Source organism: Streptomyces sp. NPDC018947 (assembly GCF_044390505.1).
Taxonomy (GTDB): Bacteria; Actinomycetota; Actinomycetes; order Streptomycetales; family Streptomycetaceae; genus Streptomyces.
The window spans coordinates 238,294-259,900 of the sequence record NZ_JBIRZD010000008.1 but is presented as its reverse complement, the minus strand read 5'-3'; the positions used below and the strand labels follow the sequence as shown (position 1 = coordinate 259,900).

General features: G+C 74.2%; 18 protein-coding genes. 8 read left to right on the top strand and 10 right to left on the bottom strand.

Going from position 1 to position 21,607, the window contains the following annotated elements; all coding sequences use genetic code 11:
- Nucleotides 1-6: 6 nt before the first annotated feature.
- On the bottom strand, nucleotides 7-1,695 hold the full coding sequence (locus ACH499_RS17755) for a DUF885 domain-containing protein (protein ID WP_356204220.1): 1,689 nt from the start codon (nucleotides 1,693-1,695) through the stop codon (nucleotides 7-9).
- Between the two features lie 78 nt (nucleotides 1,696-1,773).
- On the bottom strand, nucleotides 1,774-2,265 hold the full coding sequence (locus ACH499_RS17750; RefSeq protein ID WP_356204222.1) for an Lrp/AsnC family transcriptional regulator: 492 nt from the start codon (nucleotides 2,263-2,265) through the stop codon (nucleotides 1,774-1,776).
- Between the two features lie 60 nt (nucleotides 2,266-2,325).
- Between ACH499_RS17750 and ACH499_RS17745 the strand changes: the two genes are divergently transcribed.
- Nucleotides 2,326-3,540, top strand: a complete 1,215-nt coding sequence (locus ACH499_RS17745) for a PLP-dependent transferase (RefSeq protein ID WP_365601499.1) — start codon at nucleotides 2,326-2,328, stop codon at nucleotides 3,538-3,540.
- Nucleotides 3,541-3,574: 34 nt separating this feature from the next.
- On the opposite strand, the gene ACH499_RS17740 is transcribed toward ACH499_RS17745, so the two are convergent.
- From ACH499_RS17740 to ACH499_RS17730, 3 genes are all read right to left on the bottom strand, one after another.
- The gene (locus ACH499_RS17740; protein WP_399016838.1) at nucleotides 3,575-4,906 is read right to left on the bottom strand and encodes a GNAT family N-acetyltransferase; all 1,332 of its coding nucleotides are present in this window, start codon (nucleotides 4,904-4,906) and stop codon (nucleotides 3,575-3,577) included.
- Nucleotides 4,907-5,112: 206 nt separating this feature from the next.
- On the bottom strand, nucleotides 5,113-6,696 hold the full coding sequence (locus ACH499_RS17735) for an alkaline phosphatase D family protein (RefSeq protein WP_399016734.1): 1,584 nt from the start codon (nucleotides 6,694-6,696) through the stop codon (nucleotides 5,113-5,115).
- 127 nt (nucleotides 6,697-6,823) lie between these two features.
- Nucleotides 6,824-8,278: a PLP-dependent aminotransferase family protein gene (locus tag ACH499_RS17730; protein WP_399016732.1), complete on the bottom strand. Its 1,455-nt coding sequence runs from the start codon at nucleotides 8,276-8,278 to the stop codon at nucleotides 6,824-6,826.
- 180 nt (nucleotides 8,279-8,458) lie between these two features.
- On the opposite strand from ACH499_RS17730, the gene ACH499_RS17725 reads away from it, so the two are divergent.
- Together ACH499_RS17725 and ACH499_RS17720 are read left to right on the top strand one after the other, a co-directional pair.
- Nucleotides 8,459-9,343, top strand: coding sequence for an RNA polymerase sigma-70 factor (locus tag ACH499_RS17725; RefSeq protein ID WP_399016730.1), 885 nt, complete (start codon nucleotides 8,459-8,461; stop codon nucleotides 9,341-9,343).
- Nucleotides 9,344-9,617: 274 nt separating this feature from the next.
- Entirely contained in the window at nucleotides 9,618-10,379 is a 762-nt protein-coding gene (locus ACH499_RS17720; RefSeq protein WP_399016728.1) for a GntR family transcriptional regulator, read from the top strand.
- A 208-nt stretch (nucleotides 10,380-10,587) separates the two neighbouring features.
- Here the strand turns inward: ACH499_RS17720 and ACH499_RS17715 are convergent, their stop codons facing one another.
- The 3 genes from ACH499_RS17715 to ACH499_RS17705 form a co-directional block, all read right to left on the bottom strand.
- On the bottom strand, nucleotides 10,588-11,742 hold the full coding sequence (locus ACH499_RS17715; RefSeq protein WP_356204235.1) for an ROK family transcriptional regulator: 1,155 nt from the start codon (nucleotides 11,740-11,742) through the stop codon (nucleotides 10,588-10,590).
- 99 nt (nucleotides 11,743-11,841) lie between these two features.
- The gene (locus ACH499_RS17710) at nucleotides 11,842-12,504 is read right to left on the bottom strand and encodes a response regulator transcription factor (RefSeq protein WP_356204238.1); all 663 of its coding nucleotides are present in this window, start codon (nucleotides 12,502-12,504) and stop codon (nucleotides 11,842-11,844) included.
- A 14-nt stretch (nucleotides 12,505-12,518) separates the two neighbouring features.
- The gene (locus ACH499_RS17705; RefSeq protein ID WP_399016726.1) at nucleotides 12,519-13,685 is read right to left on the bottom strand and encodes a sensor histidine kinase; all 1,167 of its coding nucleotides are present in this window, start codon (nucleotides 13,683-13,685) and stop codon (nucleotides 12,519-12,521) included.
- Between the two features lie 108 nt (nucleotides 13,686-13,793).
- Between ACH499_RS17705 and ACH499_RS17700 the strand changes: the two genes are divergently transcribed.
- Genes ACH499_RS17700 through ACH499_RS17690 form a run of 3 tightly spaced genes read left to right on the top strand, consistent with a single transcriptional unit; the run spans nucleotide 13,794 to nucleotide 15,949 of the window.
- Entirely contained in the window at nucleotides 13,794-14,723 is a 930-nt protein-coding gene (locus ACH499_RS17700) for an ABC transporter ATP-binding protein (protein WP_399016724.1), read from the top strand.
- A gap of 2 nt (nucleotides 14,724-14,725) precedes the next feature.
- Nucleotides 14,726-15,451, top strand: a complete 726-nt coding sequence (locus ACH499_RS17695) for an ABC transporter permease (RefSeq protein ID WP_399016722.1) — start codon at nucleotides 14,726-14,728, stop codon at nucleotides 15,449-15,451.
- Nucleotides 15,452-15,508: 57 nt separating this feature from the next.
- Nucleotides 15,509-15,949, top strand: a complete 441-nt coding sequence (locus ACH499_RS17690; RefSeq protein WP_356204246.1) for a hypothetical protein — start codon at nucleotides 15,509-15,511, stop codon at nucleotides 15,947-15,949.
- Between the two features lie 159 nt (nucleotides 15,950-16,108).
- Here ACH499_RS17690 and mug read toward each other — a convergent pair whose 3' ends face one another.
- The gene (gene mug, locus ACH499_RS17685; protein ID WP_356204304.1) at nucleotides 16,109-16,705 is read right to left on the bottom strand and encodes a G/U mismatch-specific DNA glycosylase; all 597 of its coding nucleotides are present in this window, start codon (nucleotides 16,703-16,705) and stop codon (nucleotides 16,109-16,111) included.
- Complete coding sequence (gene purB, locus ACH499_RS17680) at nucleotides 16,702-18,144, bottom strand: adenylosuccinate lyase (protein WP_399016720.1); 1,443 nt, start codon at nucleotides 18,142-18,144, stop codon at nucleotides 16,702-16,704. Before purB ends, mug begins: the two co-directional genes overlap by 4 nt.
- Before the next feature lie 339 nt (nucleotides 18,145-18,483).
- Between purB and ACH499_RS17675 the strand changes: the two genes are divergently transcribed.
- Together ACH499_RS17675 and ACH499_RS17670 are read left to right on the top strand one after the other, a co-directional pair.
- Complete coding sequence (locus tag ACH499_RS17675) at nucleotides 18,484-19,914, top strand: MFS transporter (RefSeq protein WP_399016718.1); 1,431 nt, start codon at nucleotides 18,484-18,486, stop codon at nucleotides 19,912-19,914.
- 82 nt (nucleotides 19,915-19,996) lie between these two features.
- Nucleotides 19,997-21,574, top strand: a complete 1,578-nt coding sequence (locus ACH499_RS17670; protein ID WP_399016716.1) for an FGGY family carbohydrate kinase — start codon at nucleotides 19,997-19,999, stop codon at nucleotides 21,572-21,574.
- Nucleotides 21,575-21,607: the final 33 nt, after the last annotated feature.

The following is a 21,607-nucleotide window of genomic DNA, read 5'->3' as shown; positions in this document are numbered from 1 at the left end:
CGGCCCTCAGAGCCGGGACAGCTCGTCCACCAGGTCGTCCAGGCCCAGCGAGCCCTGGGAGAGGGCCGCCATGTGCCACGCCTTCGCGTCGAAGGCGTCGCCGTGCCGCTCGCGGGCCTTCTCCCGGCCCAGCAGCCACGCCCGCTCGCCGAGCTTGTAGCCGATCGCCTGGCCCGGGATCGTCAGGTACCGGGTCAGCTCGCTCTCCACGAAGTCCGCCGGACGGCTGCTGTGCGCGCCGAAGAACTCCTGCGCCAGCTCCGGAGTCCACCGCTCACCCGGGTGGAACGGCGAGTCCGCCGGGATCTCCAGCTCCAGGTGCATGCCGATGTCCACGATGACCCGCGCGGCCCGCATCATCTGCGCGTCCAGGTAACCCAGCCGCTGCTCCGCGTCCGTGAGGAAGCCCAGCTCGTCCATCAGCCGCTCCGCGTACAGCGCCCATCCCTCGGCGTTGGCGCTGACCATGCCGACCGACGCCTGGTAGCGGGACAGGTCCTCGGCGACGTGCGCCCACTGCGCGAGCTGGAGGTGATGACCCGGCACGCCCTCGTGGTACCACGTGGAGACCAGGTCGTACACCGGGAAGCGGGTCTGGCCCATCGTCGGCAGCCACGTGCGGCCGGGGCGCGAGAAGTCCTCCGACGGGGGCGTGTAGTACGGGGCCGCGGCGCTGCCGGGCGGGGCGATCCGCGACTCCACCTTCCGCACCCGCTCGGCGAGTTCGAAGTGGGTGCCGTCCAGCGCCTCGATCGCCTGGTCCATCAGGCCCTGGAGCCAGTCGCGGACCTCGTCGACGCCCTCGATGTGCTTGCCGTGCTCGTCCAGGTGCGCCAGCGCCACCCAGGGCGTCTCGGCACCCGGCAGGATCTTCTCCGCCTCCAGCCTCATCTCGGCGAGCAGCCGGTGGTACTCGGCCCAGCCGTACGCGTACGCCTCGTCCAGGTCCAGGTCGGTGCCGTTGTAGTAGCGCGACCAGCGGGCGTAGCGCTCGCGGCCCACCGTGTTCGGGGCGCCCTCGATCGCCGGCGCGTACACGTCGCGCATCCAGTCCCGCAGCTCCACCACCGCCGCGGTCGCGCCCCGGGCGGCCTCGTCCAGCTCCGTGCGCAGCGCCTCGGGTCCGGCGGCGGCGAAGTCCTCGAACCAGCCGCGCCCCTCGCCCGTGTCCGCCCACTCGCCGAGCTGCTCGACGAAGGTCGCGGTGGGACGCGGCGCCGCGTACAGCTTGCGCTCCAGGCCGAGGGTGAGGGATTCGCGGTACCCCGCGAGCGCGGCCGGCACCGCGCGCAGCCGCTCGGCGATCCGCGCCCAGTCCTCGTCCGTCCCGGTCGGCGTCACCGTGAAGACCTCGCGCACCGAGTGCGCGGCCGTGCCCATGTTGCCGACCGAGCGCAGGCCCTCCTCCGCCTCGTGGACGGCGAGTTCGGCGGTGAGGCGCTCCCGCAGCAGCCGGGCGCACCGGCGTTCCACGTCGCTGTCCCCGCCGGGCCTGCGCTCCGCCTCGTCGAGCCGGGCGAGGGTGGCCCGCGCCAGCTCCGCGAGGGCCTCCTGCCCCGCCGGGGAGAAGTCGGGCAGTCGGCTGGAACTCTCGGCGACACCGAGATACGTACCGGTCACCGGGTCGAGGGCGATGAGGTCGTCGACATAGGCGTCGGCGACCTCGCGGGGCAGCGGGCTCTTGGTCTCTGACATGCGGACATCCTCATACGGATACCGGTGCCGCGTCAGCCCGCTCCGCGCGGTCCGGTGCAGGGGGCCGCCGGATTTCGCTCAGGGCGTGGCACCGGGGGAGACGGGCGGCAGCAGGGGCCCGCACTCCCACTGCTGGAAGATCAGGCGGGTCTCCACGCGGGCCACCTCCTTGCGGGACGTGAACTCGTCCAGGACCAGCCGTTGCAGGTCCGTCATGTCCGCGACCGCGACGTGCACGAGGTAGTCGTCCGGTCCGGTCAGATGGAAGACGGTGCGGGACTCGGGCAGCGCCCGGATCCGCTCCACGAACGGGCCGACCAGCTCCCGCCGGTGCGGGCGCACCTGCACCGAGAGCAGCGCCTGGAGCCCGCGCCCCAGCTTCGCCGGGTCCAGTTCCAGCCGGTGGCCGAGAATCACCCCGGCCCGCCTCAGCCGGGCCACCCGGTCCAGGCACGTGGACGGCGCCACCCCGACCTGGGCCGCGAGATCGCGGTAGGTGGTCCGGGCGTCGTTCTGCAGCAGCCGCAGCAGGTGGAGATCCACCGGATCCAGTACGACAGAATCGGCCATGTGCCGAACGGTACACGGGGACCGCCCCCACCGGACCGTTCGGTGTTCACTCTTCCGCCCATGGACTCTGCGAGCATGCCCACGTCACCATCCGACGACGTACGCACCACCGCACCCAGGGCACTGGCCACCGAGGCCGTGCACGCCGGCCGCGACGACCTCGCCCGCCAGGGACTGCACGCCCCGCCCATCGACCTGTCCACGACCTACCCGTCCTACGACAGCCGGGGCGAGGCCGCCCGCATCGACGCCTTCGCCGCCACCGGCGCCGACCCGGACGGCCCGCCCGTCTACGGCCGCCTCGGCAACCCGACCGTCGCCCGCTTCGAGACCGCGCTCGCCCGGCTGGAGGGCACCGAGTCGGCGGTCGCGTTCGCCAGCGGCATGGCCGCGCTCAGCGCCGTCCTGCTGGTGCGCGCCTCGATGGGGCTGCGGCACGTGGTCGCCGTACGGCCCCTGTACGGATGCAGCGACCACCTGCTGACCGCCGGGCTGCTCGGCTCCGAGGTCACCTGGACCGACCCGGCCGGCATCGCGGACGCCCTGCGCCCGGACACCGGACTGGTGATCGTGGAGACCCCGGCCAACCCGACGCTGGCCGAGGTGGACCTGCGGGCCGTCGCCCACGCCTGCGGGTCCGTGCCGCTGCTCGTCGACAACACCTTCGCCACGCCCGTGCTCCAGCGGCCCGCCGAGCACGGCGCACGGCTGGTGCTGCACAGCGCCACCAAGTACCTCGGCGGCCACGGGGACGTGCTGGCCGGCGTGGTGGCCTGCGACGAGGAGTTCGCGGGACGGCTCAGGCAGGTCCGCTTCGCCACCGGCGGCGTGCTGCACCCGCTGGCCGGCTATCTGCTGCTGCGCGGCCTGTCCACGCTGCCGGTACGGGTCCGTGCCGCCTCCGCCAACGCCGCCGAACTGGCCGGACGCCTCGCCGCGGACCCGCGGGTGGCCCGCGTCCACTATCCGCGCGTGGGCGGCGCGATGGTCTCCTTCGAGGTGCACGGCGACCCGCACGAGGTGATCGCCCGGGTCCGCCTGATCACGCCGGCCGTGAGCCTCGGCAGCGTCGACACGCTCATCCAGCACCCGGCGTCCATCAGCCACCGCATCGTCGACGCCGACGACCGCCGCGGTGCCGGGGTGAGCGACCGGCTGCTGCGGATGTCGGTCGGCCTGGAGGACGTCGAGGACCTGTGGGCCGACCTCGACGCCGCCCTCGGCGAGCGGACGGAGGCGGTCTCGTCGCGGGAGGTCCTCGCCGGGGCCGAGTGACGGCGCCGGCGTCCCGCCGACGCCGGCCCCCGTCCTACTCCCTGCCCACGCGTTCCCCGTGCGGCGGCCGCGCCGCCGCCGGGGACGCCGGGTCCAGGCGCGCGGTGATGACCAGGGTCCCCTCCTCGACCTGGTAGTCGAGGGGGAGCCCCAGGCCGCGCATCGCGGCGACCATGCCGGTGTTCGACGCCCGGGTGAGCGCGTACACGCTCGCGCAGCCCGCCCCGGCCGCCGTCGCCACGAGCCGCGAGAGCAGTTCGCTCCCGATGCCCCGGCGCTGCCAGGCGTCCTCGACGATCAGGGCGACCTCCGTCTCGTCCCCGTCCCACAGCAGATGGCCGAGCCCGACGATGCGGCCCGATGCGGTCTGCACGGCCAGCGTGCGGCCGTGGCGCGGGCTGAGCAGATGGTTCAGGTACCGGTCGGCGTCCCCGACCGGACCGTGGTAGCGCATCCCGAGCGTCTGCTCCGAGCACCGCTCGTGCATCGCCTTCGCCGCCCGCAGGTCCCGGCTGTCGGCCCGGCGGACGGTGATGTCGCTCCCCTGGGGCAGCGTCAGTACGTCCCGGCCGCGCGGGAGGCGCGGACCGAGCCGGGCGTCCAGTTCGGCCAGCGCCCGTGCCCGCGCGAACTCGGCGGGCGTGAACGGCAGATACGGCCGCTCCACGGTGATCACGCCGCCCTCCGGCGCACGCAGCCGCAGCACGGTGCCCTCCAGTGTTCCCTCGGCCGGGACGCCGTCGGCTCCCGGTGCCCGCGCGGGCAGCGACCGGACGGTGCAGCGGCCCAGCAACTGCCGCAGCGCGAGCGGGAGTTCCGCCGGATCCAGGGCCGTACGGGCGGCCAGCGCGAGGGCGCGGGCCGGTGCGTCGACCAGGTCGTGGGCGTCGGCCCGCTCGGTCCAGGTGTCCGCGCCGCCCGCCGCCGAGACCGTCGCGGCCAGCTCCGTACCGGTCAGTCCGCCCGGGGCGCGGAGCAGGAACTCGTCCACCGTGCCGTCGGCCAGCGGATGCGTCTGCAGGCTCAGGATGTCCACCCCGCGGTCGGCGAGGGCCGCGCACAGGACGGCCAGCGACCCCGGAGCGTCCCGCACCGTCGTCCGCATCCGCCACAGCGCGCTCTCCTCCGCGGCGGCTCCCCCTTCCGGCGCGGACGCAGCCGGACCGGCCGCACCGGCCGGCGGCTCGACGGCCGGCGGCCGGGCGCCGGCGTCGTCCGCGGGTGGCGCGTGGCCGTGGCGCCGTACCCACCATGTGTGGAAGCCCGCCGTGGCGAGCAGGGCGGCCATCGACGCCACGATCATGAAGGCTGGCGTCCCGAGCCCGTGCTCGACGGTCCGGCCCACGGCTTGCGTCACTTCGGACATGTCTCGACCCATGCGACCACTGTGCAGGAATGGTGTTGCGTGGTCACGAACGCCCTGTGACCGATGGGTAAAGAGCGCTTCCGGGACATTCGTCCTACCGCGGGCACCTCGCCGCGCGGGCCGCCCCGCGACGCCCCGGCCGGCCCAACACCCGGCCGCGCACCGGGGGATGACGCCGGTGCGCGGCACGACCCAGGTTACGGGACCTACTGGCCGACCAGCCCCGGCCGCAGCACCTTGGTGAACAGCACCGTGCCGTCCTGCTCGCGCAGCCGCACCGTCATCTCGGCGCTGTCGCCGTCGATGTCGACCTCGCCGAAGAACTGGTAGCCGCCCGCCGGCGAGACGTTGGACGCGGTCGGCGCCTTCACGAACACCCGCTCCGGACCGAAGGTGCCGTCGAGCCTGCTGGCCGGGAACGCGCCCGCGTTCAGCGGACCGGAGACGAACTCCCAGAACGGCTCGAAGTCGCCGAAGGCGGCCCGCGAGGGCTGGTAGTGCTGGGCCGAGGTGTGGTGCACGTCGGCCGTCAGCCACACCGTGCCGGTGATCCGCCGGTGCTTGACGAAGCGCAGCAGCTCGGCGATCTGCAGCTCACGCCCCAGCGGCGCCCCCGGGTCGCCCTGCGCCACCGCCTCGACGTTCGGCCTGCCCTCGGTGGCGTCGGGCACGACCAGGCCGATCGGCATGTCGGCGGCGATCACCTTCCACACCGCCCGCGAGCGCGCCAGCTCCCGCTTGAGCCACTCCGACTGCTCGCGGCCCAGGATGCCCTGCGGATCCACGCTCTGGTCGCCGGTGGAGTTGGCGTTGCGGTACGTCCGCATGTCGAGGACGAACACGTCCAGCAGCGGGCCCTGCCGCAGCACCCGGTACACCCGGCCCTCCCGCGCGCCGGACCGCAGGGTGGAGACCGGGAAGTACTCGCCGAACGCGCGCCGGGCGCGGGCGGCCAGCACGTCCACGCTCTTCTCGGTGTAGCGGCCGTCCGTGTCCGCGATCACCTGCCCCGGGTACCAGTTGTTGCGCACCTCGTGGTCGTCCCACTGGACGACGGAGGGGACCTGGGCGTTGAAGCGCCGCAGCTTCTCGTCGAGCAGGTTGTAGCGGAAGTTCCCCCGGAACTCGGCCAGGGTCTCGGCGACCTTGGACTTCTCCTCGGTGGTGATGTTCCGCCAGGTGCTCCCGTCCGGCAGGGCGGCCGTCGCCGCGATGGGTCCGTCGGCGTAGACGCTGTCGCCGCTGCACAGGAAGAAGTCGGGGTCCAGGGCGCCCATCGCGTCGAAGATGCGGTAGCCGCCGAGGTCCGGATTGATGCCCCAGCCCTGGCCCGCGAGGTCGCCGGACCACACGAAGCGCACCCCGTCGCGGCGGCGCACCGGGACCGTGCGGAAGGTGCCGGCGACCGGTTCGCCCGTGCGCCGCGGGTCGTCCGGGTCGGCCAGCAGCACCCGGTAGTGGATCTGCTCGCCCGGCGGCAGTCCGTGCAGCCGGGTGGTGCCGGTGAAGTCGGTGTCCCGGCCGAGCAGCGGGCCGTGCCACCGGCGCGGGGCGCGGAAGGACTCGGTCGCGGACGTCTCGACGATCATCCGGGCGGGCCGGTCGGAGCGCACCCACACCAGCCCGGAGTGCGCGCCGACGTCGCCCGTCTGCACGCCCCAGCCCGCGGCCGGCCGGCCGGAACGCGCGAACGCCGGTGCCGCTCCGAGGGCGGTGGGCAGGGTCAGGGCCGCCGACGCGGCGAGGGAGCCGCGCAGCACGCCGCGACGCGAGAACGGACGGTGGGACATGGATACGCCTCCAGGGACGGGATCCGGCCGGTGTGCGCAGACAGACCTACTGGGGCGGCGCGGCGCGCACGCGAACCCCGGGTGAACAACCGGCCGCGCGAGCCCGCTCGGGGCGGTGACACGGGCCTCACCGGGCGCCGGGCCGCGCCGCCCGGGCCATCAGCCGCACCCCTTCGGCGATCCGCGCCGGCGGCAGGTGCGCGTACCCCAGCACCAGACGCACCGCCTCGTCCGCACCGTGACCGCCGTCCGCGTGCCCGTACTCCGCCAAGGACCGCACCGCCACACCGGCGTCGGCCACGCGCGCGAGGAAGCGTTCCGGGGGGCCGTGGCGGCCGGGCAGCGTGGCGATGGCGTGGAGGCCGGCGGCGATCCCGGAGACCCGCGCGCCGGGGACGTGCTCGTCCAGCGCGGCCACCAGCGCGTCGCGCCGTTCGCGGTAGACGCGCTGGCACAGGCGCAGTTGGCGGTCGTAGTCGCCGCGCTCCAGGAAGCGCGCGAACACCGCCTGGTCGAGGGAGGGGTGCCCGAGGTCCGTGGTCCGCTTGCGCTCGACGACCTCGTCCGCCAGCCACTCCGGTACCAGCAGCCAGCCCAGCCGCAGCCCCGGCGCCAGGGACTTGCTCACCGAGCCCGTGTAGGCGACGTGCTCCGCGTCCAGCCCCTGGAGCGCGCCCACGGGGGCCCGGTCGTAGCGGAAGTCGCCGTCGTAGTCGTCCTCCAGGATCAGCCCGTCCACGGACCGCGCCCAGTCCAGCAGTTCGGCCCTCCGCCGCGCCGAGTAGGCGATCCCCGTGGGGAACTGGTGCGCCGGCGTCGTCACGACCGCGCGGACGCCCGAGGCGCGCAGCGGGCCGGGTGCGAGCCCCTCCTCGTCCAGCGGCAGCGGCACGGTGGCCACGCCCGCCGACGCGTACAGGGCGCCGTGCTGCGGGCTGCCGGGGTCCTCGACACCGACGGCGCGTGTCCCGCGCGCGTGGAGCACCGCGCCGAGCAGCGCGCTCGCCTGGGCCACGCCGGAGACCACCACGATCCGCTCCGGGTCCGCCACCACGCCCCGGCGCCGGCCGAGGAGTTCGGCCAGCGCGGTGCGCAGCCGGGGCAGCCCGCGGGGGTCGGGGTAGCCGAGCCCCTCGTGCGGCAGTTCCGTCAGCACGCCCCGCTGCGCGGCCGCCCACGCCGAGCGCGGGAAGAGCGACAGATCCGGGGTCCCGGCCACGAAGTCGACGCGGGCGCCGGGGGAACGCCGGGCGAGGTCACGCGCGCGCGGGCGGACGGCCCGCACCGCGTCGCCCACCCATGTGCCGGCACCCCGGCCGCTGCGCAGATAGCCCTCGGCCGTCAGCTGCTCGTACGCCTCCGTCACCAGCCCGCGCGACACCCCGAGGTCGGCGGCGAGGTCCCGGCTCGACGGCAGCCGTGTCCCCGGAGCCAGCCGTCCCGCGCGTACGGCCTCCCGCAGGGCGGCCTGGAGGGCGCGTCCGCGCGAGCGGGCCGGCGCGGACGCGGCGGGCAGCAGCAGTTCCCAGGCGGCGGCCGGTCCGCCGGTGCCGCCCTCCGGCGCGGTCGGTGCCGATGTCATGACGTGCCCCCCGGTGCGCGATCGGCCTCACTCTACGGAGGGCTGGTCCTCGCGGGGCGGCCGGCGGCCCGGCACCACGGGACACCGGCGGGTGGCCCGTGCGCGGCCCGGCCCGCGCGGGCCCCGCCGGCGCGGCGATTCCGCCTGGACAGCGCCGGGCGCGTCCGCTGGGATGGAACGGTGACCACCGACACCGCCACCGACGTCTTCGAAGAGCACCGGCCCGTCCTCCTGGGCGTCGCCTACCGCATGCTGGGCCGCCTCGCCGACGCCGAGGACGTGGTCCAGGAAGCCTGGCTGCGCTGGTCCCGAGCCGACCGCGGTGACATCCGCGAACCGCGCGGCTACCTGGTGCGCGTCACCACCCGCCTCGCCGTGGACCGGCTGCGCCAGATCAAGTCGCGGGGCGAGACGTACGTCGGCCCCTGGCTGCCCGAGCCCTACGTCACCGACTTCGGCGACGCCGTCCCGGACACCGCCGAGCGCGCCGTGCTCGCCGACTCCGTCTCGCTCGCCGTGCTCGTCGTCCTGGAATCGCTGTCCCCGCTGGAACGGGCGGTGTTCGTGCTGCGGGAGGCGTTCGGCTACCCGTACGCCGAGATCGCCGCCATGCTGGAGCGCGGGGAGGCCGCCGTGCGCCAGCTCGCCGGCCGGGCCCGCAAGCACGTCGACGAGGGCAGGCCCCGCTACGACGTCGACCCCGCGCAGCGCCGCGACCTCACCGAGCGGTTCCTCGCCGCGGCGGCCGACGGCGATCTCGCGGGCCTCATGGCGATGCTCGCCCCCGACGCCCGGCTGGTGGGGGACAGCGGCGGCAAGTCGCGGGCGCCGCTGCGGGTGCTGGAGAGCTCCGACAAGGTGGCCCGCTTCTTCCTCGGCGTCGCCCGGAAGGGCATCCCGGACGTCGGCTTCCGCTTCCTGGAGCTCAACGGCGGCCCGGCCCTGCTGATCCTCTCGGCGGGCAAGCCGGACTCCGTCATCCAGATCGACGTCGCCGACGGGCGCATCCAGTTGGTGTACATCATCCGCAACCCGGACAAACTGCGGTCACTGTCGGCCGTCTGACGCCCGGCTGACGTCCCGGGCGCGCCCGCCGTGTCCGGCCGCGCCGGCCCGGCCCCCGTCCCGTGACGGGGGCTTCGCCGTCGTGTCGCCCGTACGACCCCGTACGAACAGCCCGTGAACACCACCCCGCACCGCGCCCCTGCCGTGGCCAAGGGATCGAGGATTGGTCTTGACCAAGGGGGTGGGCCGCCCTATCGTCGCAGAGAACTGCAACAACCTTTAATAAACAAGGGCGCCAAAACGCTGCCGGACGACGGCGATTGCGGAGGACAGGGTGGGGACCACGCAGTTGGAATCGGTACCGGAACCGAAGTACTGGCATCTGAGGACGGTGCTCAGCGAGGCACTGGACTCGGAGTTCTCCGTGGGCGAGATCCTGCCCAACGAGCGTGACCTCGCCGCCCGCTTCGGCGTCGCCCGCGCCACGCTCCGCCAGGCCCTGGAACAGCTCGAGCTGGAAGGCAGGCTCCAGCGCCGCCGCGGCGTCGGCACGACCGTCGCGCCGCCCCGCGTGGGCGTGTCCGTCGGGGCCCGCGACCACGCCTGGCCCGGCACGGCCGACGACGCCTGGCAGCCCGCCGACTGCGTCCTCGCGGCGCCCCCCGCGGCCGTCGCCGAGGCCCTCGGGACCGAGCGGGACGAGCCCGTGCACACCGTCCGCCGCTCCCGGGTGACCCACGGCCAGCCCGTCGCCGCCGAGCTGCTCCACATCCCGCGGGCCTCGGTGCCCGACCTCACCGCCATCGACGCCCCGTCCGGCGCGGCACGCGCGCGTGCGGTGCTGCGCGAGCTGCAGCGGCTGGAGCTGGAGGGCCAGGAGAACGCGGTGGAGCTGGGCTCGGCCGGCGCCGAGGACGCCCGCGAGCTGGACCGCCTCCCCGGGGCCCCGGTCCTGGTCGTCACCACCCGCTACCTCGCCGGGGGCCGCACGGCCGCGCTCTCCGTCGCCACGTACCGCGCGGACACCTGCCGCCTGACCTTCGGGGACTCCGGCGACGTGCAGATCCACCACGGCCCGCGGACACAGGCGTCCTGAGTAGTGACCATTGCGTGCCCGCCCAGCCGCCGCGGCCGGTCGCGCCTCCCCGGTGCCCGAACCCGCGAGGCGCCCCGGGGACGGCACGTGCGGGCCCGGCGGCACCCGGCCGCGACACACCCGCGCGGGCCGGTGTGCACGGCCCGACAGGACTGCCGGCCTCCAGCGGCCCGAGGGCCGGCCGCCGCCCCCGAACACCCGGAGGGGGTCAGCGGCGTGCCGTGGCACCCTCCACCGCGAAGAGCTGCTCCTCCACATGGTCCAGCGCCAGCCGCAGCGCGCCCGTCGCCACGGCGGCCTCGCCGAGGAGGGACAGGGTCACCCTCGGCGGCCGCAGGCAGTAGCGGGCCAGCTCCCGCCGCAGCGGCTCCAGTACGCCGTCCAGTCCGGCCGCCCAGCCGCCGACGACCACCAGCTCCGGGTCCAGGGCCAGCGCCAGCGCGGCCACGTCGTGCACCAGCCGCTGGATGAAACGCTCGACGGCGGCACGGGCCCGCCGGTCGCCCTCCCGCGCCTCGGCGAAGACCCTGGCGACCGCCTGTTCGTCCAGCGGATCCAGCGGCTGGTCCGTGGTCGACAGCAGCGTCTCCGGCGTCACGTCCCGCCCCAGCAGGTGCAGCGCGCCGATCTCACCGGCCGCCCCGCCGTACCCCCGGTGCAGCCGGCCCCCGATCAGCGCGCCGGCGCCCGGACTCAGCCCGGCCAGCACGAACACCACGTCGTCGGACTCGGTGGCGGCGCCCTTCCAGTGCTCGGCGACCGCGGCGGCGTTCGCGTCGTTCTCCACCAGCACCGGGCACTTGAAGGAACGGCGCAGCCGCTCGCCCAGCCGCAGCCCCGTCCACTCGGGCAGCGCCGTGCCCAGTCGCACCGTGCCGTCCGCCTCCACGATCCCCGGCGTCGCCGCGCCCACCGCCCGCAGCGAGCCGCGCGCCACACCGGCCCGGCGCAGCAGCTCGGCGACCGCGGTGCGCAGCCGCTCCAGACGCTCGTCGGCGCCGGCGGTCTCCGCGACGTCCTTCGCCTGGGCGCCGATCACCCGGCCGTCCAGGTCGGCGAGGAGCGCGGCGACGCGGTGCGGACCGATCTCCAGGCCCAGCAGATGACCTGCCTCCGCTCGGAACCGGAACCGCCGCGCCGGACGCCCCTGCCGCCGGGCGACGCCCTCGTCGGCGGCCTTCTCGACGACCAGCCCGGCCTCGATGAGCCCTTCGACGACCCCCTCGACGGTCGGCCGGGACAGCCCCGTCACCCGGGTGATCTCGGTCAGCGTCGCACAGTCCGTGGCACGCAGCGCGTGCAGCACCACCGCGGAGTTGATCCTCCGCAGCAGCGACGGATCCCCGCCGGTCAGCCCGCCCAACGTCCGTCCTCCCAGCTCGAGCGCGTGTTCGCCGGATCGTACTCGGCCCCCGTGCCCGGGTGAGCGCCGGGCCGTCCGTCCCCGGCCCCACGGGGTGCCTCAGCCCGGGGCCACGAATCCGGACTCGTACGCCGTGATCACCGCCTGCGTGCGGTCCCGTGCCCCCAGCTTCCCCAGCACCGCGCTCACATGCGACTTGACCGTCTCCGTGCCCACGACCAGCCGGGCGGCGATCTCAGCGTTGGACAGCCCGCGTGCCATCAGCCGCAGCACCTCGCCCTCCCGCTCGGTCAGCCGCGCCCGCTCCAGCACGGCGCGGGCCGCCCGGTTCCCGCCGCCGTCCGCGTACTCGGCGGCCAGTTGCCGCACGGACGCGGGGAACAGCAGGGAATCGCCCTCGGCGATCAGCCGCACCGCGTGCACGATCTCCGCCGGCCGGGCCCGCTTCAGCAGGAACCCGTCGGCGCCCGCGCGCAGCGCCTCGTACACGTACTCGTCGTTCTCGAAGGTCGTCACGACGAGGATCCTCGGCGGCTCGGGCACCGTCCGCAGCAGCGCGCGGGTCGCCTCGATGCCGTCGAGCAGCGGCATCCGGACGTCCATGGCGACCACGTCCGGCCGCACCTGCCGCACCAAGGGGATCACCGCGGCCCCGTCGGCCGCCTCCCCGACCACCTCGATGTCCGGCTGCGCCTCCAACACCGCGCGCAGGCCCGCGCGTACGAGGGGTTCGTCGTCGACGAGGAGCACTCTGACCGGCATCCGCCCAGCGTAGATCAGCCCACGGGCAGCTCGACGTGCACCTGCCAGTCGCCGGCGGGGTCGGGCCCCGTGCGCGCCCGCCCGCCCAGCAGCGCGGCGCGTTCGCGTATGCCGCGCAGACCGCTGCCGCGCCCCTGAGCGGTTTCCCCGCCGGGCAGCGGATTGCGCACCGACAGGGTGAGGGCGCCGTCCGCCGCGTGGACGCGGACCCGCACGGGGACGGCACCCGCGTGCCGCAGCACATTGGTCAGCGCCTCCTGGAGGATGCGGTACCCCTCACGGGTCACCGGGCCCGGCAGTGTCTCCAGCGGTCCCGTCACCTCGGCGTCCACCTTCGCGCCGGAGGCACGGGCGGACTCCAGCAGCCGGTCGGCGTCCGCGAGCGTGGGCCGGGCGCTCACCGGCCGCTCCGCCTCCCGCAGCACACCGAGCACCCGCTCCAGGTCCTCCAGCGCGGCCCGGCCGGTCTCCTCGATGGCGGCCAGGGCGCGGTCGGTGAAGTCCGGGTCGCCCGCGGCGCGTGCGGCGCCCGCCTGCACGACGGCGACCGTCAGCGCGTGCCCGATCGAGTCGTGCAGCTCGCGGGCGATGCGGTTGCGCTCCAGAAGCTGCTCGGTGCGCTCCTCCAGGGCCGCGAGGCGTTCGGCGGGGGAGGGGCCGAGGAGGCGGCGGGCCAGCCGGGTGATCAGCCCGCCCGCGCCGACGACGACGGCGGCGAGCAGGAACAGCGGCAGCGGGGACACCCACGCGTACCACCAGTGGTGGCCCGGCAGACGGACGATGCCGCCGTCGTCCTGCTGTCCGCCCCGGGCCACCGCCACCAGGTCGAGGGCGAGGACGGGCAGTTGGACGGTGAGCATCGACACGCAGCAGCCGATGACCAGGCGGGCCTCCAGCCAGAGCACGGTCCGCCCGCGGTCCCCCCAGGTGGAGGAGGGGGCGACGACGATGTCCATGCTCTCGCCGTCGGGCCGGTGACCGGTCAGCAGCAGCCTGGCCTGCATCCCCTCGACCACCCGCATCGCCGGCACCAGACCCGCGAGCGCGAGCAGCACCGCCGACGAGAAGACCCAACTGTCGTCGATGTACATCCACATGGCCGGCCACACGACGGCCATGAACAGATGCAGCCATCGTGTGTACGTCACCACCCGGCCGAACGGGCGCAGCAAGCGGACCATGGCGTCATCGTGCCAGCCGCCGCCGACGCACGGCCTCCCCCGCCCGGGGGAGACGATCTCCACCGGCGGGGGAGGCCCCGCCCCCTCACCGGACGGCACGCTGCTGCCATGACCAGCATCGACGTCCAGAACCTCACCAAGGAGTACGGCACCCGACGAGCCGTCGACGACCTCACCTTCACCGTGCGCCCCGGCCGCGTCACCGGATTCCTCGGCCCCAACGGCGCCGGCAAGTCCACCACCATGCGGCTGGTCCTCGGCCTCGACCGGCCCACCTCCGGCACCGCAACCGTCGGCGGACACCCCTACGCCTCCCTCGACGAGCCGCTGCGCCACGTGGGCGCCCTGCTCGACGCGAACGCCGCCCACGGCTCGCGCACCGGACGGGACCATCTGCGTGTCCTGGCGGCGAGCAACCGCATCCCCGCGCGCCGGGTCGACGAGGTGATGGAGGAGACGGGCATCGCGTCGGTGGCGCGCCGCCGGGTGAGGACGTACTCCCTGGGCATGCGCCAGCGGCTGGGCATCGCCGCCGCGCTGCTGGGCGACCCCGGTGTGGTGATGCTGGACGAGCCCTCCAACGGGCTGGATCCCGAGGGCATCATCTGGATCCGGGAGCTGCTGCGCCGGCTCGCGGCCGAGGGGCGCACCGTCCTGGTCTCCAGTCATCTGATGAACGAGACCGCGTCGTTCGCCGAGCACCTGGTGGTCCTCGGCCGGGGCCGCCTGCTGGCCGACACCCCGATGCGGGAGTTCATCGACGCGCGCGTGCGGCCCCGCGTCCGGATCCGCACGACGGACGCCACCGCCCTGAGGGCCGCCCTCGCCCGCCGGGGACACGACGCCGTGCAGCACGACGACGGGTCCTGGACGGTGGACCACGCGCGCGTGGACGACATCGGCCGGGCCCTGTCCGGCACGGGCGTCCCGATCCTCGAACTCGCCTCGGACGAGGGCACCTTGGAGCAGGCCTACCTGGACCTGACCGCCGCCGAGACCGAGTTCACCGCACCGCCCGCCCAGCCTCAGGAGGTCTGACCATGCAGTTCACGCCCGTGCTCCGCTCCGAGGCGCTCAAGGTGCGCACCCTGCGCTCGCTGTACGGCACACTGCTGGCCGTGTTCGCCGTCACGACGGCCTTCTCCGCGCTGGCCGGGGTGTCCGACACCTCCGACCCGGACTTCGACCCCCTGTTCATGGCCCTGTCCGGGGTGATGCCCGGCCAGATCGCCGCCATCGCCTTCGGCGCCGTGGCCGTCTCCTCGGAGTACCACGGCAACGGCATCCGGCTCTCCCTGGCCGCCGTGCCCCGGCGCGGGCGGTGGTTCGCGGCCAAGCTGGTGGCGATCGCCGTACCGTCCCTCGCCGTGGGGCTGGTCAGCGCCCTCGCCGCCCTCCTCGCGGCGCGCGCCGGGCTCGGTACGGCGGCGAGCGGGCTCACCGCGGGCGAGCAGGTGCGCGGGGTCGTGGGCTGCGGCGTCTACGTCATGCTGATGGCCCTGTTCGCGGCCGGTCTCACCGTGGTGTTCCGCAGCGGTGTGGCCACCCTGTCCACGCTGATCCCGTTCATCCTCGTCGTCTCCTTCGTGATCGGGGACGTGGCCGGCGGCGCCACCGACTTCCTGCCGGACCGGGCGGGCCAAGTGGTGCTGTACCAGACGCCCGACGGAACCCTCGGCCCGTGGACCGGCCTCGCGGTGACCGGGCTGTGGACGGCGGCGGCCGTCCTGGCGGGAGCCTGGCGGCTGAGCCGCCGGGACGCCTGAGCCGGGGGGCCGCTGACGCCCCGCCAATTGTCAGTGGCGGCCGGTTTACTGGACGGCATGGACATCGCGCGGCACATCGCGGTCATCGACGAGCTGTGCTTCCGGCCCTTCCCGGCGGAGCACGGCCCGTCGCACGGCGGCACGGCGGGTCCCGGGTGCTTCGTCGTGGCGCTGGAGAGCAGCCACGGCCTGCGCGGCGGCGACGGTGCGGAACGGGCGTTGACGTCCGGGCAGTACGAGAAGGACCGGGACGCCCTCTGCGAACGCCTCGCCGCACGCTGGGGCGAGACGGACCCCTGGAACCTCCAGACGGTCCTGCTGCGCACCGAGGGGGAGGAGATACCCGAGCCGTGGGCCGCCCTCAGCGCACGCGCGCGCGTGGCGTACCTCTGGGAGGCGCGGGGAACGGCCCGCTGGGTCGCGCTGGCCGTCGCGGACCGCGACGAGACGGACGAGATACAGCTCCTGGCGGTCGTCACGGACGAGCCACCGCCATGACGACCAACGCCCGCACCGCGCGCGCCGCTCGGGAGACCGCCCGGGCCTGCGCGTCCGCCGCGACGGTGCGGCCCGTCTCCGGGAGCCGGCGGGCCCGGATTCCCGCGTCCGCCGCGTCGGCCCGGGGCGCGTCGTTCGGACCAGGCCGCGGGGAACCGGCTACGCCCCGGTCCCGCTTCCGCGGCGTGATCCGAACGGCGGGACCTGGACCTCCCCGTCCGCCGCGGCCCGCAGCCGGGCGAACTCCTCCGCCATCGTGGCCGCCGTCCAGTGCGCGTTCAGTCCGCTCGGATTGGGCAGCACCCACACCCGCGTGCCCCCGATCGTCCGCTCCTGCGGCCCGACCTGGGCCCGCCGGTCGTCGAACGCCGCCCGGTAGGCGGTGACACCGACCACGGCCAGCCAACGCGGCCGCAGCCGCGCCACCTTCAGCGCCAGGTGCCGGCCGCCCTCCCGGTACTCCTCGGCCGTCAGCTCGTCCGCCCGGGCACTGGCCCGCGCGACGACGTTGGTGATGCCGAGCCCGTACGACAGCAGTTCCTCCTGCTCCGACGGCTTCAGCAGCCGGGGCGTGAAGCCGGACAGGTGCAGCACGGGCCAGAACCGGTTGCCCGGACGGGCGAAGTGGTGGCCGGTCGCCGCGGACAGCAGGCCGGGGTTGATGCCGCAGAACAGCACGCGGAGGCCGTCCGCGACGACGTCCGGTACGAGACGGTCGCGGGCGGCCTCCAGTTCGGCGCGGGTGAAGCGGGTCAGAGGATCGCTCCGGGCGAGTAGCCCGCGGCGGCCGGGTGCTGCTTGACGATCTCCTCGATCCGGCCGACGACGACGCCGACCTGATCGGCGGCGGCACCGGTGAAGGACAGCTTGTCGGCCATGAGGGCGTCGAGCTGCTCCCGGTCCAGCGGGATGCGCTCGTCGGCGGCCAGCTTGTCGAGCAGCTCGTTGCGCTCGGCGCCCTGCTCGCGCATCGCCAGCGCGGAGGCCACCGCGTTCTCCTTGATCGCCTCGTGGGCGACCTCGCGGCCGACGCCGGCCCGCACCGCGCCCATCAGCACCTTGGTGGTGGCGAGGAACGGCAGATAGCGGTCCAGCTCGCGGGCCACGACGGCCGGGAAGGCGCCGAACTCGTCGAGGACGGTCAGGAACGTCTCCAGCAGGCCGTCCAGCGCGAAGAACGCGTCCGGCAGCGCGACCCGGCGCACCACCGAGCAGGACACGTCGCCCTCGTTCCACTGGTCGCCCGCCAGCTCGCCGGTCATCGACGCGTAGCCGCGCAGGATCACCATGAGGCCGTTGACGCGCTCGCAGGAGCGGGTGTTCATCTTGTGCGGCATCGCGGAGGAGCCGACCTGGCCGGGCTTGAAGCCCTCGGTGACCAGCTCGTGGCCCGCCATCAGCCGGATCGTCCTGGCCAGCGACGACGGCGCCGCGGCGAGCTGCACCAGCGCGGTGACGACCTCGTAGTCCAGCGAGCGCGGGTAGACCTGGCCGACCGAGGTGAACGCCTGCGAGAAGCCCAGGTGCGCGGCGATCCGCTGCTCCAGCTCCGCGAGCTTGCCCGCGTCCCCGCCGAGCAGGTCCAGCATGTCCTGGGCGGTGCCGACCGGGCCCTTGATGCCGCGCAGCGGGTAGCGGCCGAGCAGCTCCTCCACCCGGCCGTACGCGACGAGCAGCTCGTCGGCGGCGGTGGCGAAGCGCTTGCCCAGCGTCGTGGCCTGGGCGGCCACGTTGTGCGAGCGGCCGGCCATGACCAGCTCGGCGTACTCGCCGGCCAGCTTGCCGAGGCGGGCCAGGACGGCCACCGAACGGTCGCGGATCAGCTCCAGCGACAGCCGGACCTGGAGCTGCTCGACGTTCTCCGTCAGGTCGCGGGAGGTCATGCCCTTGTGCACGTGCTCGTGCCCGGCGAGGTCGTTGAACTCCTCGATCCGCGCCTTCACGTCGTGCCGCGTGACCTTCTCGCGCTCGGCGATGGAAGCCAGGTCGACCTGGTCCAGGACGCGCTCGTAGTCGGCGATCGCGGCGTCGGGCACCTCGATGCCGAGGTCCTTCTGGGCGCGCAGCACGGCGAGCCAGAGCTGCCGCTCGAGCTTCACCTTCTGCTCGGGCGACCAGAGCGTGGCGAGCTCGGCGGAGGCGTAGCGTCCGGCGAGGACGTTCGGGATGCGGGGCTTGGCGGGAGCGGAAGTCACGTGTACGGAGTTTACCCGGCGTCCCAGGAGGCTCCGAACGGTCACGCGGTGCGGAAAGCCCAGGTCGGACGCCTTCCGGGCTGGGCTACCGTTCCCGGGGCCGTCGCAGCGGCCCCAGTTCGGACCCGTCACGTTTCGGTAACCTGGCTGAAACCCTTGACGTTTCTCCGGGCCCGTTCTTAATCTCACTGCGTACTCGGTAGTTCCAGTGGTTCACGTGCTGCGGCGCTTTCCGCAGTGTTTTGACAGGCATAGACACAGACCACCTGTCGGTGGTTTCGTCGTGCCTTTTTTCGTTCCCTCCCGTGCCGCCGATGGGTCTTCCTCGAAGGCGGATTCATGGCACAACGTCCGAGCGTCAAAGGCGTCGCCGACGTCGGTGCGCTCATCGATGGGCTGGGAAAGATCACCGGCAGGGCGCACGTCATCTGGCTCCTCGTGTTCGGCGGGCTGTTCCTCGACGCCTACTCGAACGCGGCGCTGAGCGCCGGCCTGGGGCCGATGACGTCCCAGATGGAGCTCACCAGCACCCAGGTCTCGATCCTCACGGCCACCGCTCCGGCCCTGGCCATCGTCTTCAACCCGTTCGGGGGCTGGCTCGCCACCCGCATCGGCCGCGTTCCCCCGCTGCTCATCGCCAAGGTGTTCGCGATCGCGGGCGCCCTCCTCGCCGCGTTCGCCGGTGACTTCACCCTCGTCTGGCTCGGACGAGTCCTGGTGGGTGTCGCGTACGGCATCGACTTCGCGGTGGCCATGGCCCTGCTCGCCGAGTACACGCCGGCGAAGCTGCGCGGCCGGCTGAACCTGTGGCAGGCCGTCTGGTACGTCGCCACCACCAGCAACCTCGCGCTGGCCCTGGTCTTCTTCAACCTGGACGTCGGCGCCGACATCTGGCGCTGGTCGGTCGGCTCGGCCGCGGTCGTCGCCGCCGCGCTGCTGCTGGGCCAGGCGCTGATGCTCAAGGAGAGCCCCACCTGGCTGGCGAGCAAGGGGCGGCTGGAGGAGTCGGTCGCCAACCTGGACCGGATCTACGGGATCAAGGCCGTCGCCGGTGCTCCCGACGAGACGACCCGCGCCGGCGCCGCGGAACCCGCCGTCGGCTTCCGCCAGGCGGGCCTCCTGTTCAAGGGGGAGTACCTGCCGCGCACGATCCTTTCCTCGGTGATCTCGCTCGGGCAGTCGATGCAGTACTTCGCGGTCGGCTGGTACCTGCCACTGATCAGTCTGGCGATCTTCGGCGAGAGTTTCGAGAAGGCCACCGTCGGCTCGATGGTGTTCAACGCCTTCGGTATCGCGGGCGGGCTGCTGTCCGCCTACTTCGGCCGCCGCATGGGACTGCGCCTCAGCTCCGCCGCCGGTTTCGCCGGGGTCTTCGTGGCCCTGGTGGCGATGGGACTGACTTTCGAGAAGGTGCCCACGGCCGTGGCATTCCTGCTGCCGGTGCTGTTCATTCTCTGTCACTCGGCGGGACCCGGCGCGAACGGCAAATCCATTGCCGCACTCTCCTACAGCAGTGACATCCGCGCACTGGGCACGGGTATCACCGGGATGGTCGGCAGCTTCGGCAGTGTCGCCGGGCTGTACCTGTTCCCGCAGATCAAGGAATCGCTCGGACTCGCCGACACGTTCCTGGTGCTCTCCGTCGTGCCGCTGCTCGGCCTGATCACCTGCCTGATGATCAAGTGGGACCCGACGAAGGCGGCCTCGCCCGACGAAGCCGCGGGGCGGGTCCGCGACACGGCCGCGGCCCACTCCGTGACCGCGCGCTGACCCGCCGCACCGCGCGGTCCTCCCCTCCTCCTCGTATCCCTCCGTACGGCTCGCTCGCGATGCCCGCAATGAAAGGGCTGCAATGACGCAGACGTTCCCCGGCGCCGGCCCCCGGCGTGGTGTGCTGTCCATCGACGAGGGCACCACGGGCACCCGGGCCGGAGTCGTCCTCGACTCGGGCGCCGCCCACGAGGTGTTCTACCGCTCGATCGAGGTCGGCCACCCGGACGACCTCTCGGTCGAGCAGGACCCCATGGAGATCTGGACCGCCACCCTCGAGGTGGCGCGCCGGGCCGTCGGCCGGGCCGGGGAGGAGGGCATCGGGATCACCGCGGTCGCGCTCTCCACACAGCGGGCCACGGCGATGCTGTGGGACCGGGTCACCGGACGGCCGCTGCTGCCCGCCGTGGTCTGGCAGGACCGGCGGTACGCGCACGAGCTCACGGCGTACGAAGCGGAGTGGGACGCCCCCCTGCTGGCCCGGCAGGGCCGGCCGGTCGGAGCCCGCTCCCCGTTCCTGTGGGCCGCCCGGCAGATCGCCACGCACCCCGGGGTCGCCGACGCGCACCGGGCGGGACGGCTGCTCTTCGGCACCGTCGACACCTGGCTGATCTGGCGCCTCACCGGCGGCACCGTGTACGCGACCACCCCGACCAACGCCGCGTCCACCGGCGGCTACCTGCTGGAGCGCCACGCCTGGGACGAGGAATGGATCGGCCACCTCGGCTTCCCCGTCGACCTGCTGCCGGAACTCCGTTCCGACGACGCCGGGTTCGGCACGACCGACCCGGCCGCCCTCGGCATCGCCGTCCCGCTGGCGGCGTCCATGGGCGACCAGCACGCCGCGCTCGTCGCACTCGGCGGGCTCGCCGCCGGGCAGGGCATGTGCGTCTACGGGACCGGCGCGTTCGTCGACGCCGCGACCGGCACCACGCCCGCGCTGCCCCGGCCGGACATCTCCGGGGTGCTCGCCCACCCCGGCCGGCGGCAGGGAGACGTCACCCACTACAGCCTCGAGGCGTACACCTCCACCGCTGGTTCGGCGCTGCGCTGGCTCTGCGACGACCTGGGACTGTTCGCCTCGCCGAAGGAACTCGGTGAGGAAGCCGGCCGGGTTCCCACCAGGCCGGGCCGCACACCGCGCTTCGTCCCGGCGCTCGCCGGGGTCCGAACGCCGGTCTGGCACCCCGAGGCCACCGCCTCCCTCACCGGGCTCACCCTCGCCACCACGCGTGCCGACCTCGCCCGCGCCGTGCTCGACGGGATCGCGCACTCGGTGTGCGACCTGATCGAGGGGGTCGCCGACACCATGGGCACGCCGCTCACCCGGCTCCGGGTCGGCGGGGGCGTCTCCGGCAGCGACCCGCTGATGCGGATCCAGGCCGACCTGACCGGCCTGCCCCTGGAACGGGTCGCCGACTCCGCCACCGCCAGCCTGCGCGGCACCGCCTATCTGGCCGGGGTCGCCCAGGGCCTGTGGTCCTCGCTCGAAGAGGTCGTCGAGGCACAGCCGCACGGCCGGGTCTTCGAGCCGTCGATCACGGCGGCCGAGCGCGCCGGGCAGCGGGCCGCCTGGCGCGACGTGCTGATCGCCCACCTGAACGACCCCGCGCTGCTCCCCGCACGGGAGGCCGCGCCCGAACCTCGCACCCCCCACTGACGGCCCCGGTCGTCGCACCGTCGGCCCGCACAC

Excerpts from the sequence above, each read along its gene's own strand:
- ACH499_RS17705 (WP_399016726.1), bottom strand. The coding sequence starts at position 13,685 with ATGGTCCGCTTGCTGCGCCCGTTCGGCCGGGTGGTGACGTACACACGA.
- ACH499_RS17670 (WP_399016716.1), top strand. The coding sequence starts at position 19,997 with ATGACGCAGACGTTCCCCGGCGCCGGCCCCCGGCGTGGTGTGCTGTCC.
- ACH499_RS17755 (WP_356204220.1), bottom strand. The coding sequence starts at position 1,695 with ATGTCAGAGACCAAGAGCCCGCTGCCCCGCGAGGTCGCCGACGCCTAT.
- ACH499_RS17750 (WP_356204222.1), bottom strand. The coding sequence starts at position 2,265 with ATGGCCGATTCTGTCGTACTGGATCCGGTGGATCTCCACCTGCTGCGG.
- ACH499_RS17710 (WP_356204238.1), bottom strand. The coding sequence starts at position 12,504 with ATGCCGGTCAGAGTGCTCCTCGTCGACGACGAACCCCTCGTACGCGCG.
- ACH499_RS17745 (WP_365601499.1), top strand. The coding sequence starts at position 2,326 with ATGGACTCTGCGAGCATGCCCACGTCACCATCCGACGACGTACGCACC.
- ACH499_RS17695 (WP_399016722.1), top strand. The coding sequence starts at position 14,726 with ATGCAGTTCACGCCCGTGCTCCGCTCCGAGGCGCTCAAGGTGCGCACC.
- ACH499_RS17740 (WP_399016838.1), bottom strand. The coding sequence starts at position 4,906 with ATGTCCGAAGTGACGCAAGCCGTGGGCCGGACCGTCGAGCACGGGCTC.
- ACH499_RS17690 (WP_356204246.1), top strand. The coding sequence starts at position 15,509 with ATGGACATCGCGCGGCACATCGCGGTCATCGACGAGCTGTGCTTCCGG.
- ACH499_RS17735 (WP_399016734.1), bottom strand. The coding sequence starts at position 6,696 with ATGTCCCACCGTCCGTTCTCGCGTCGCGGCGTGCTGCGCGGCTCCCTC.
- ACH499_RS17700 (WP_399016724.1), top strand. The coding sequence starts at position 13,794 with ATGACCAGCATCGACGTCCAGAACCTCACCAAGGAGTACGGCACCCGA.
- ACH499_RS17730 (WP_399016732.1), bottom strand. The coding sequence starts at position 8,278 with ATGACATCGGCACCGACCGCGCCGGAGGGCGGCACCGGCGGACCGGCC.
- ACH499_RS17675 (WP_399016718.1), top strand. The coding sequence starts at position 18,484 with ATGGCACAACGTCCGAGCGTCAAAGGCGTCGCCGACGTCGGTGCGCTC.